Origin of the sequence: Streptomyces sp. NRRL B-24484 (genome assembly GCF_000717715.1) — a bacterium.
Lineage (GTDB): Bacteria > Actinomycetota > Actinomycetes > Streptomycetales > Streptomycetaceae > Kitasatospora.
In genome coordinates, this window is record NZ_JOAI01000054.1 from 1 (window position 1) to 11,929 (window position 11,929).

The following is an 11,929-nucleotide window of genomic DNA, read 5'->3' on the forward strand; positions in this document are numbered from 1 at the left end:
CCTGCACAGCCCCGAGTCCGCGATCACCTCCGCGATCGTCTTCAACGCCCTGGTCATCGTCGGCCTGATCCCGCTCGCCCTGCGCGGCGTCAAGTACCGGCCGTCGAACGCGAGCTCGTTGCTGGCCCGGAACCTCGGGCTCTACGGCGTGGGCGGCCTGGTCGTCCCGTTCATCGGAATCAAGGCGATCGACCTGGTCGTCCGGTTCGTCCCCGGCCTGAGCTGAGAGGTCACGCCAACCGAGCAGCTCGACCGGCTGATCGGCAGGTACACCGAGGGCCGCTCGCTCGGCTTCCTCGGCCAGGCCGGCGTCAACGTCGTCCTGCTCAACAGGGCCCTGAGCGGCCTCGGGTGACGACAGCCCGGCGGCGGCGCCGGGCGGCCCGGACGGGGAGTAGCGTTCACGCTCCTTCATTGCAACGCTTGTCGGGCGTGACGTTGCGTTAGATCTTCGACTTTTGCAACGATTTATCGGTGTTGACCTGCTGATATAGGTATTTGATGCAACGACTTGGTTGCCGTGACTTGGAATGCAACGTAGCGTTTCCGATGTCAGAAACCATCAGGGCCAGTCGAGGAGAGCACGATGCACACGTTCAACACCCCCGCCCCGGTCGCCGTCGTCCTGGACGTCCCCGCGGGCCGCGTCCGGGTCGCCGCCGCCGACCGCACGGACACCGTCGTCGAGGTGCTGCCCGCGGACGCCTCGAAGGGCCGCGACGTGAAGGCGGCCGAGCTGATCGAGGTCTCCCACCGCGACGGAGTGCTGCGGATCGAGGCGCCCGCGGCGAAGAACCGGATCCTGGGCACCTCCGGCTCCGTCGAGGTGACCGTCCACCTGCCCGCCGGCTCCCGGGTCGACGCGAAGGGCGCCGCCGCCGACTTCCGCAGCACCGGGCGGCTCGGCGAGGTCACCGTCGAGATCGCCCAGGGCCCGGTCGAACTCGACGAGGCGTCGGCGGCCCGCCTCACCCTCCAGTCCGGCGACGTCACGGTCGGCCGCCTCACCGGCCCCGCCGAGATCAGCACCCAGCAGGGCGACCTCCGCATCGCCGAGGCCGTCCGCGGAGCCCTCGCGCTGCGCACCGGGTCCGGCCGGATCGAGGTCGGCGTCGCCCGCGGGGTCTCCGCCTCGCTGGACGCCGGCACCGCCTTCGGCCGGATCACCAACGCCCTGAAGAACACCGACGGCGCCGGCGCCGCCGTCACCGTCCGCGCCACCACCACGCACGGCGACATCACCGCCCGCAGCCTCTGAACACCGCCGACCGGCCGGCCGGACCGCGGGAGGTGCACGGCACCTCCCGCGGCGCGGCGGGCGAATCCGTACGAAGCCGTACCCCAGACGTTCCGTCACGAGACGAGGAGACGACCATGAGTGAATCCCTGCGCACCGCCGAGAACCCGGCCGGGCAGGACCGTCCGGATCTGCAGCAGGCCGTCCAGGACTTCGTCGACGCCGGGTTCGCCGGGGTGCAGATGCGGGTGCACGACGAGCGGGGCGCGTGGTCCGGCACCGCCGGGGTGCGCAAGCTCGGGGAGGCGGAACCGCCACCGGTGGACGGGCGGTTCTGGGTCGGCAGCACCACCAAGACCTTCGTCGCGACCCTGGTGCTCCAGCTGGTCGCGGACCGGTCGCTCGGGCTGGACGACCCGGTGGCCGACCACCTGCCCGACCTCGGACTGGACGGCCGGATCACCGTGCGGATGCTGCTCCGGCACACCAGCGGGCTGGCCGGGTACACCGGCGACCTCGGCCCCGACGGGACCTTCGTGCCGGGCCTCCCCGCGGTGGGCAAGCCGTGGGTGGACAACCGGTTCCGCACCTACCGGCCGGAGGAACTCGTCCGGTTCGCCCTGGCGAAGCCGGCGCGGTTCGAGCCCGGGACGGACCAGAGCTACTCCAACACCAACTACACCCTGGCCGTGCTGCTGATCGAGGAGGTCGCCGGGCGCCCGTACGCCGAGCAGATGCGGCTGCGGATCCTCGGGCCGCTCGGGCTGACCGACACCGCGGTGCCCGGCGACTCGCCGGACCTGCCCGTGCCGCACGCCCACGGCTACTACCGCTACCAGGACGGCGACCAGTGGAAGGTCGTCGACGTCACCCGCCAGAACCTCAGCCTGCTGACCGGCGCCGGCGACATGATCTCCAGTACGCGGGACCTCCACGCGTTCGTCTCCGCGCTGCTGCGCGGCGAGCTTCTGCCCGCCCCGCTGCTGGCGGAGATGCGCACACCGCACGGCGTGCTCGGCTACGGCCTCGGGCTGTTCGTGCAGGACCTCGGCCCGGACGGCGGTACCGTCGTCCACCACAACGGCGGGGCCCCCGGGGGATACGGCGCGCTGATGATCGCCAGCCCCGACGGCAGCAGGACCCTCACCGCCGGACTGACCACCGGCGACGCCGCCGTCGACCCGGCACAGGCGTTCCCGGCGGCGCTGGACAGGCTCATCAGGACGGTGTTCGGCAGTGGGCGGGCCGCGCCGGATCCGCTCCACCCCTGAAAGAGTGTAAATATGTAAATAACTGGCTTGAGGCGGCTGGCCGACTCCCGGCCCCGGGAGGGTGACCGTCCGCTCGACGCCGCCCGTCGCCGTCGGTGACCGTCCCCCGCGACGAGGCGCCGATCGGGGTGCGGCGGGCGGGCCGGGGGCGACGGTGCGGGGCGGCTTCCCGGGTATGGGGGAGGGGGTCACTTACGCTGGCCTGGTCCTCCGCCGGTCCGGTCCGGTGCCCTTGTGCTGACGGGAGTGCAACGGTGGTCTCTGTTCCGTCGGGCCAGGGCGCGGCACCGTCCAGACGGGTGCGGTTCCGCGCCTGGATGCTCGAGGGCATGGCGGACACCGCCAAGCAGCACCCCGGCCCGCACGCGGAACTCCCCGAGGGACACGGCCAGCGCTGGTGGCGCGTCATGTGCCTGACGGGCCTGGACTACTTCTCGACCCTCGGCTACCAGCCCGGCATCGCGGCCCTCGCGGCCGGCGTGGTCTCCCCGCTGGCGACCATCGTGCTCGTCCTCGTCACCCTGTGCGGTGCACTGCCGGTGTACCGCCGGGTGGCGAAGGAGAGCCCGCACGGCGAGGGCTCGATCGCCATGCTGGAACGGCTGCTGAGCTTCTGGCAGGGCAAGCTGTTCGTGCTGGCGCTGCTGGGCTTCGCCGCCACCGACTTCCTCATCACGATCACGCTCTCCGCCGCCGACGCGACCGCCCACATGGTCGAGAACCCGCACCTGACCAGCAGTCTGCAGGGCCGCGAGGTGCTGATCACGCTGCTGCTGATCGCCCTGCTCGGCGCCGTCTTCCTCAAGGGGTTCGGCGAGGCCATCGGCGTCGCGGTGGTCCTGGTCGCCGTCTACCTGGCGCTGAACGTGGTGGTGGTGGCGACCGGCCTGGTGAAGGTGCTCGCCGACCCCGACCTGATCACCGACTGGACGCACGCGCTGACCGCCGAGCACGGCAACGTGGTCGCGATGATCGGCGTCTCGCTGATCGTCTTCCCGAAGCTCGCGCTCGGCCTCTCCGGCTTCGAGAAAGCTGCTCACCACCGCCGCCGTGATCATGAGCGTCTTCCTGATCACCAGTAGCTTCATCACCACCCTGCTGATCCCCGCCCCCGCCTTCCAGCCGGGCGGGGCAGCCAACGGCCGGGCCCTCGCCTACCTCGCCCACGAGTACCTCGGCACCGCCTTCGGCACCGTCTACGACATCTCCACCATCGCCATCCTCTGGTTCGCCGGCGCCTCGGCGATGGCCGGCATGCTCAACCTGATGCCGCGCTACCTGCCGCGCTACGGCATGGCCCCGCACTGGGCGCGGGCCGTCCGCCCGACCGTCCTGGTGCTGACCGCGGTCGCCTTCCTGGTCACCTGGATCTTCGACGCGAGCGTCGACAAGCAGGGCGGCGCGTACGCGACCGGCGTCCTCGTGCTGATCAGCTCGGCCGCCGTGGCCGTCACCATCGCAGCCCGCCGGGCCGGCCAGCACCGCTGGACGATCGGCTTCGCGGTGATCGCCGCGGTCTTCCTCTACACCACGGGCGCGAACATCGCCGAACGGCCCGACGGCGTGAAGATCGGTGCCTGCTTCATCGCGGCGATCGTGCTGATCTCGCTCGCCTCCCGGCTCGCCCGCGCCTTCGAACTGCGGGTCACCGACGTCGTGTTCGACACCCTGGCCGACCGGTTCGTCCGCGATGCCACGCACCGGGAGATCCGGCTGATCGCCAACGAGCCGCACCGCCGCGACCTCGCCGAGTACCGCGACAAGCTGCACCAGATCCGCACGGACAACGCCATCCCCACCGAGGACGGCCTGGTCTTCGTCGAGGTGACCGTCCGGGACCCGTCCGACTTCGAGGCCGAACTGCGGGTGCACGGCGCGGTGCTGCACGACCGCTTCCGGGTGCTCACCCTGGAGCACTCCAGCGTCCCCAACGCGCTGGCCGCGCTGCTGCTGCACGTCCGCGACTCGACCGGGCAGCAGCCGCACATCTACTTCGAGTGGACCGAGGGCAACCCGTTCGCCCAGTTCCTGCGGTTCTTCCTGTTCGGCCAGGGCGAGGTCGCCCCGCCTGCTCGCCGGCCGCGGGTCAGGCCGCGGCGGCCCGGGCCGGCACGGGACCGGACATCCGGCGCGGCAGGCGTACGGCGAGGACCGGGCAGCGCGCCCGGGCCCGGCAGAGCGCGGCCGGCGAGGCGTGCAGCAGCCGGGCGAGGCGGCTCCCGCCCTCGCCGACCACGATCAGGTCACCCGGCGCGGCGGCCGCGACCAGCGCCGCACCGAGCCCGCCCCGGACCACGGCAGGACGGATCACCAGACCGGCCGGGTACCCGCCGGTGACCCGGGCGAAGGACTCGTCCACGCGCCGCCGCGCCGACCGCTCCGCGCCCGACCGGGGACGCCGCGCCGGCCCGACCCAGGTGGAGACCGCCACCAGGACGGCCTCCCGCCGGCCCGCCTCCCGGACGGCCCGCTCCAGCGCGGCGAGGCTCTCCGGCGATCCGTCCAGGCCCACCACCACCCGTACTGCTCCGGCCATGACCGATGCGCCTCCTTCGACAGCCCCCGCACCTCCAATGGGACGCCCCCGGCGGGCCGCGACGCCCGCGGTTGACGCGATCCTGACGGCCGCGGCCCGATCCCTGACGGGATCTCGACGCCCGGCGCGGCCAGCCGGGAGCAGGGCGTCGGAGTGCGCCCGCGCGGACCGGTGCGGGGACGGCGGATCGATGGGCATGTATTCGGAGGTGCGGACCCCGGCGGCCCGCTCGTCACGCCCCCTGCGTGTGCCGTTCGGTCCGTCCCGTCCTCACCGTGCCCCGTCCGCAGCTCCGGCACGACCCGACACGCTCCACCTGGCCGCCGCCCCGTGGCCCGGGCCGTCCGACCGGACTCCTCCCACGTGGGCCGCTCCGGCACGGCGTCCGCCGACCGGGAGCGGCAGCCTGCCGCCGTGACCCCGACGCGCCGTCCCGCGGTCTCGCGCGGACGGCCCGTCAGTACCCGCTGTGTCTGCAAGAATCGATCCTCCGGTGGCGAAGGGTGAGGAGACCCGGTGGGCGAGGACGCGATGAGGGCGCGGATCCCGCAGTTGAGGCTGGACGAGCTGCTGGAGGAACTGCAGGCCCGGATCGACGCCGCCCGCGGCACCCGGGACCGCGTGCACAGCCTGCTGGAGGCGGTGCTCTCCGTCGGCCGCGAACTCGACCTCACCCACGTGCTGCGGCGGATCGTCGAGGCGGCCGCCGTCCTCGTCGACGCCAAGTACGCGGCCCTGGGGGTGATCGGCCCGGACGGCGAGACGCTCTCGCAGTTCCTCACCGTCGGGCTCGGCGCGGAGGACATCGCCCACATCGGCCCGTACCCGACCGGCAAGGGCATCCTCGGCGAGCTGATCCGCCGGCCCGAGGCGCTCCGGCTGCAGGACCTCGCCGCCCACCCCGCCTCGCACGGCTGCCCCGCGCACCACCCCGTGATGCGGACCTTCCTCGGCGTGCCCGTCCGGGTCCGCGACGAGGTCTTCGGCAACCTCTACCTCACCGACAAGCGCAACGGCGAGGGCTTCGACGCCGACGACGAGTCCGTCATCTCCACCCTGGCCGTGGCCGCCGGGGTCGCGATCGACAACGCCCGGCTCTACGAGGAGGCGCAGCGCCAGCAGCGCTGGCTGGCGGTGAGCGCCGAGATCACCCGCAGTCTGCTCTCCGGTACCTCCCGCGCGCACGTCGTCGAGCTGATCGCCCAGCGGGCGATGGCCATCACCGGCGCCGAACTCGCCGACATGTCCGCCCCGACCGGGGACGGCCAGGCGCTGCGCGTCGAACTCGCCCTCGGCGGTGACACCGCGGCCCGGCTGGGCCGGCTGCTGCCGCTGGACGGTTCGCTGCCCGGCCGGGCGGTCACCGTCGGCCACCCGGTGAGCACGACGGCTCTGGCGGGTGAGCAGCGGACCGACGGCGGGCAGGCGGGCGGACCGGCGGGCGGCCCGACCGGGTACCGCGGCCTCGGGCCGGCCGTGGCCGTGCCGATCGGCCGTCAGGAGGGCGACATCCAGGGCGTGCTGCTGCTCGCCCGGCGGACGGGCGAGGCCGCCTTCACCGACCGTGAGACGGGCCCGCTCTCCGGCTTCGCCGACCAGGCGGCACTCGCCCTGGAGCTGGCCGAACGCCGCCGCGACGCCGAGCAGTTGGCGATGCTGGAGGACCGCGACCGGATCGCCCGCGACCTGCACGACCTGGCCATCCAGCGGCTGTTCGCGACCGGTATGACGCTGCAGAGCGCTGCCCGGGTGATCGAGCACACCGGCGCCTCCGACCGGGTGCTGCGGGCGGTCGCCGACCTCGACGAGACCATCAAGATCATCAGGTCGACCATCTTCGGGCTGCGTGCCCGCGAGGACTCCCGACAGGGGCTGCGGTCGCGGGTGGTCGCCGCGGTGGGGGAGGCCCAGTCGGCCCTCGGCTTCGCCCCGCGGCTCAGCATGGAGGGCCTGCTCGACACCGACGTGCCGCTGCGGCTCGCGGACGAGGTGGTGGCCGTGCTCGGCGAGGCGCTCAGCAACGCGGCCCGGCACGCCGGGGCGGGCCGGGTCGAGGTGGTGCTGCAGGCGACCGGCAAGCAGGTCGTGCTCACCGTGCAGGACGACGGCGTGGGCATTCCCGAGCAGGGCCGGCGCAGCGGACTGCGGAACCTCGCGGAGCGGGCCCGGGGCGTGGGCGGCGCCTTCGACCTGTCCGCCCCGCAGGACGGCGGCACGCGTCTGGTGTGGTCGGCGCCGCTCGTCCTGGGCTGACCCCGCGCCCGTCTACGGGGTGAGGCCGAACTCGCAGCGCAGCGCCCGGTCGGCGCCCAGCAGCCGGATCACCCGGGACGGCTGGCGGGGGATGCCCTGCAGTACCACCGAGGCGTCCGCGGCGCAGCGGCCGTTCAGCCGCAGGAAGAGTTCGACGCCGGAGCTGTCGCAGAAGGTCACCGCCGCCAGGTCGAGCACCAGCTCGCCGCCGCCCCGCTCCAACAGCGGCAGCAGCCTGGGTTCCAGGCGGCCGGCCGAGTGCAGGTCGAGCTCGCCGCGCAGGGCCACCACGGTGCGGCGGCCGGGGGACTGGCGGCGGACCGAGGCGATCGCGGCCTCGGTGTGCGGAGCGGGAGCGGGCAAGGAGGCCTCCAGTGCGGTGCGGAGCGTACGGTGCCCTGCCGCCGTCGGGGGTCCTCGCAAACCCTTCCGGCAGCAGGGCGGCTGACACTCCATCAGATCCGTGCCCGCCGGGGGAGGGCCGAAGGTCCCGGATGACGGCGGCCGGCCGCCGTCGTCCGGCACGGGTCAGCCGCCGGTCGAGCCCGCGGCGGCGGAAGAACGGCGGCAACCTTCCGCCGGGCGGCGGCAACCGGGAGGCAGACACACCTCCTCACCTTCGGAGACAGCCATGTCCGACTCCCCGCACCGCCGTCCCGCCGGCCGCCGCAGGCTCGCCCTCGCCGGGGCCGGCGTGGCGGCCGTCCTCGCGCTGGGGGCCGTGCCGTTCGCCCTGAGCGCCGGGGCGTCCACCGGCAGCACGCCCGCCGCGGCGGCCGCCGACCTCGGCCACGCCGTGCTGCCCGCACAGGACGGCTGGGCGGCCGAGGGCGCCGGCACCACCGGCGGCCGGGCGGCCGACGCCGCGCACACCTTCACCGTCGCCACCCGCGCCGAGCTGGCGAAGGCGCTGGCCGCCGGACCCGCGGGCGCGCCCCGGATCGTCCGGGTGAAGGGCGTGATCGACGCCAACGCCGACGACGCCGGCAGGGCGCTCGGCTGCGCCGACTACGCGGCCGGCACGGGCTATTCGGAGGCCGCGTACGCCAAGGCCTACGATCCCGCGGTCTGGGGCCGGACGAGGCTGCCCTCCGGCGGTCAGGAGGACGCCCGCCGGGCCGCGCAGGCCAGGCAGGCCGCCCGGGTCGTCCTCACCGTCCCCTCGCACACCACGATCGTCGGCGTGCCGGGCACCGGCGCCGGGATCACCGGCGGCAACCTGACGGTGAAGAACGCCCAGGACGTGATCGTCCGCAACCTCGCCCTCACCGACGTCCGCGACTGCTTCCCGCAGTGGGACCCGACAGACGGCCCGACCGGCAACTGGAACTCGGCCTACGACGCCGTCTCGCTGCGCGGTGCCACGCACGTCTGGATCGACCACGACACCTTCTCCGACGCGCCGCACCTCGACGCGGCCGATCCGACCCGGTTCGGCCGCGAGTACCAGGTCCACGACGGCGCGCTGGACATCACCAACGGCTCGGACCTGGTCACCGCCTCCTACAACCGCTTCGGCGACCACGACAAGACGATGCTGATCGGCAGCAGCGACAAGGACACCGGACTGCGGGTCACCCTGCACCACAACGTCTTCCAGGGCGTCGTGCAGCGCGCCCCGCTCGCCCGGGTCGGGCAGATCCACCTCTACGACAACTACTACGACACCGCGCCGCGCGACGGCTACGCGCACAGCTACAGCGTCAACTCCCGGGCCGGTGCGCAGATCGTGGCGCAGAACAACCACTGGCGGCTGTCGGCCGACCGGAAGGCCTCCCAGCTGCTCAGCGGCGACGGCACCGGAGCGTTCGCGGGCAGCGGCAACCTGGTCGACGGCACGGCGGTCGACCTGGTCGCCGCGTACAACGCCGTCAACACCAAGAAGATCAGGCCGACCGTCTCCTGGCGGCCCGTCCTCTCCGCCGGGCTGGAGCCCGCCGCCGCGCTGCCGGACCGGCTGCCGCAGCAGGCCGGTGCCGGCGTGCTCACCGAGAACGGCTCCGCCGCCCCGGCCACCGGCCGCGTCGTGACGGTCGCCGCGGACGGTTCCGCCGCGCACCGCACGGTGCAGTCCGCGGTCGACGCCGCCGGCCCCGGGGACACCGTGCTGATCGCCCGCGGCACCTACCGCGGGACGGTGAACGTCCCGGCCGCCAAGAAGGGCCTGACGCTGAAGGGCGCCACCGGCAACGCCGAGGACGTCGTCCTCGCGTACGACAACGCGGCCGGCAGCCCGAAGCCCGGCGGCGGCACCTACGGCACCGAGGGCAGCGCCACCCTCACCGTCTCCGCCGACGGCACCACCGTCACCGGCCTCACCGTGCAGAACACCTTCGAGCGGTCCGCCCACCCCGGCACCACGGCCACCCAGGCCGTCGCCCTCGCCGCCCGCGGCGACCGCCAGCAGTACCTGAACTCCCGCTTCATCGGCCACCAGGACACCGTGCTCAACTGGGCGCCCACCGCCACCGGCCAGTACCGGCAGTACTTCCGTCACTGCTTCGTCGCCGGCGACGTGGACTTCCTGTTCGGCAACGCGACCGCCGTCTACGACCACGTGAACATCACCCTGCGGGACCGCGGCGCGGCCGCCGGCGGCAGCAACGGCTACCTCGCCGCGCCCAACACCGACGCCGCGAAGCCGTACGGGATCCTCGTCACCGACAGCACGATCAGCAGCACCGCCGCGCCCGGCACCTTCCACCTCGGCAGGCCCTGGCGCACCGGGCCGACCGCGGTCGGGCAGTTCGTCGTCCGCAACACCGTGCTGCCCGCGGCGGTGAAGAGCGCGCCGTGGACGGACATGCACGGGTACTCCTGGCGGTCCGCCCGCTTCGCCGAGTACGCCAACTCCGGCCCCGGGGCCGGGGTCGCCGCCGACCGTCCGCAGCTGACCGCCGCGCAGGCCGCCACCCGCACGGCCCGCGCCTACCTGGCCGGCACCGACGGCTGGAACCCGGTCGGCTGACCCGCGGTTCAGGCCCGGACATCGTCCGGAAGAAAGTCCGCCGCCCGCGGCAACCTCCCGGCGGGCGGCGGCAACAGGGAGTCGGACAGCAGGGCGACGGACCGTCGGCCCGCTGTCGGGACGGCCCCCGTGACGCGGGGCCGTCCCCTCCCCGTACCGGTAGTCGCCAAGGAGTCATGACACGTGAGCAAGCGAGCGATACGCCCCAAGCGCGGCAGGATCGCGGCCCTCGGCGGTGCGGCCGCACTGCTGACCGCCGGCATCGCGGGCGGTCTGTGGGCGGGGGCGGACGCCGCCGCCCCCGCCCCCGCGGCCGGGTCCGCCTACACCCTGGTGAGCGCGGCGGGCGGACTCTGCCTGCAGGCACCCGCGGCCGCCACCGGCGCCCAGCTCACCCAGCAGAACTGCGGTGCGGGCGGCGAGACCTGGCGGCTGACCGCCGACGGCAGCGGGTACCGGCTGGTCGACGCCGCCACCGGCCGCTGCGCGGGCGTCCGGGACGCCAGGACGGGCGCGGGCGCCGCGGTGCAGACCGAGGCCTGCGACCCGGCGGCCACCTCCCAGCGCTGGACCCTGACGGCGGTCGAGGGCGGCCACCGGGTCGTCAACGCCGCCAGCGGCAAGTGCCTGGCCGTGAAGGACGGTTCGACCGCCGCGGGCACGCCGGTGCAGCAGAACTCCTGCGACTCGGCCCCCGCCAAGCGCTGGACCTTCAAGGCCGCCGCTGGCACCCCGACCCCGACCGCCGGCACCCCGACCGCCACGGCCTCCCCGAAGCCGACCGCCACCGCCAAGCCCACCGCGACGGCCACGCCCGCCCCGACCGCCACCGCGACCGGCGGCACCGGCACGGCGATCCCGGCCTGGCCGACCCCGCAGGGCGCCGACGTGCCGCTGACCGCCACCAAGAAGGTCGCTGTGCTCTTCGACGGCGGTGGCCGCCGCTACGTCGGCAAGGGCGCGCTGGGCAGTGGCAGCCAGTCCGAGAACCAGCCCGCCATGTTCGAACTCGCCGACGGCGCGGTGCTGCAGAACGTGATCCTCGGCGACCCGGCCGCCGACGGCGTGCACTGCAGCGGCAGCTGCACCCTGCGCAACGTCTGGTGGGAGAACGTCGGCGAGGACGCCGCCACCTTCAAGGGCACCTCCGCCTCCCAGGTGATGACCGTGGACGGCGGCGGTGCGCGCGGTGCCGCGGACAAGGTCTTCCAGCACAACGGCCCCGGCACCTTCGTCGTCAAGAACTTCCGGGTGGAGGACTTCGGCAAGCTCTACCGCTCCTGCGGCAACTGCAAGACGCAGTACCCCCGCCACGTGGTGATCGACAACGTGATCGCCACCGCGCCCGGCAAGAAGATCGTCGGCATCAACGCCAACCTGGGCGACACCGCGACGATCACCCGGCTCACCGTGGTCGGCGACAGCAGCCGGAAGATCACCGTCTGCCAGCGCTACACCGGCGTCACCTCGGGCGAACCCAAGGAGGCGGGCAGCGGCCCGGACGGCACCAACTGCCGCTACACGCCCGGCGACGTGACCTACCGGCCCTGACCTACCGGCCCTGACCAACGGGCCCTGACCAGCGGGCCCGCCCCGGCGGCCGCACGGACGCGTTCGGCGCATCCGCGGCGGCCGGGGCGGCCCCGGGCCGGCCGGCCGGCAGG

At 74.0% G+C, this 11,929-nt stretch carries 6 protein-coding genes and 5 pseudogenes; 9 read left to right on the forward strand and 2 right to left on the reverse strand.

Features of this window, described 5'->3' with window-relative positions:
- The 5 genes and pseudogenes from IE98_RS43610 to IE98_RS43615 all read left to right on the forward strand — a co-directional run.
- Positions 1-226, forward strand: a pseudogene (locus IE98_RS43610) (potassium-transporting ATPase subunit B); the annotation flags it as partial.
- A gap of 21 nt (positions 227-247) precedes the next feature.
- Positions 248-355: pseudogene (locus tag IE98_RS48540) on the forward strand (potassium-transporting ATPase subunit C); the annotation flags it as partial.
- Between the two features lie 231 nt (positions 356-586).
- Entirely contained in the window at positions 587-1,258 is a 672-nt protein-coding gene (locus tag IE98_RS0135440; protein WP_030275959.1) for a DUF4097 family beta strand repeat-containing protein, read from the forward strand.
- Positions 1,259-1,374: 116 nt separating this feature from the next.
- Positions 1,375-2,508 (forward strand): serine hydrolase domain-containing protein, encoded by a 1,134-nt coding sequence (locus IE98_RS0135445; protein ID WP_030275960.1) that lies wholly within the window; start codon positions 1,375-1,377, stop codon positions 2,506-2,508.
- 317 nt (positions 2,509-2,825) lie between these two features.
- Positions 2,826-4,596, forward strand: a pseudogene (locus tag IE98_RS43615) (amino acid transporter); the annotation flags it as partial.
- Here IE98_RS43615 and IE98_RS47205 read toward each other — a convergent pair.
- On the reverse strand, positions 4,595-5,242 hold the full coding sequence (locus IE98_RS47205; protein WP_106976800.1) for a universal stress protein: 648 nt from the start codon (positions 5,240-5,242) through the stop codon (positions 4,595-4,597). The pseudogene IE98_RS43615 and the gene IE98_RS47205 sit on opposite strands and share 2 nt — an antisense overlap.
- Positions 5,243-5,575: 333 nt before the next feature.
- Between IE98_RS47205 and IE98_RS0135455 the strand changes: the two genes are divergently transcribed.
- Entirely contained in the window at positions 5,576-7,297 is a 1,722-nt protein-coding gene (locus IE98_RS0135455) for a GAF domain-containing protein (RefSeq protein WP_030275961.1), read from the forward strand.
- A 12-nt stretch (positions 7,298-7,309) separates the two neighbouring features.
- Here the strand turns inward: IE98_RS0135455 and IE98_RS0135460 are convergent, their stop codons facing one another.
- A complete protein-coding gene (locus IE98_RS0135460; protein WP_052391418.1) occupies positions 7,310-7,660 on the reverse strand; it encodes an STAS domain-containing protein in 351 nt (116 codons plus the stop codon).
- A 268-nt stretch (positions 7,661-7,928) separates the two neighbouring features.
- Between IE98_RS0135460 and IE98_RS52705 the strand changes: the two are divergent.
- The 3 genes and pseudogenes from IE98_RS52705 to IE98_RS52400 form a co-directional block, all read left to right on the forward strand.
- Positions 7,929-9,287: pseudogene (locus IE98_RS52705) on the forward strand (pectate lyase family protein); the annotation flags it as partial.
- Positions 9,288-9,335: 48 nt separating this feature from the next.
- A pseudogene (locus tag IE98_RS52710) lies at positions 9,336-10,265 on the forward strand (pectinesterase family protein); the annotation flags it as partial.
- A gap of 183 nt (positions 10,266-10,448) precedes the next feature.
- Positions 10,449-11,816 carry a pectate lyase gene (locus IE98_RS52400; protein WP_106976801.1) on the forward strand — a complete coding sequence of 456 codons (1,368 nt, stop codon included), beginning with the start codon at positions 10,449-10,451 and terminating at the stop codon, positions 11,814-11,816.
- Positions 11,817-11,929: the final 113 nt, after the last annotated feature.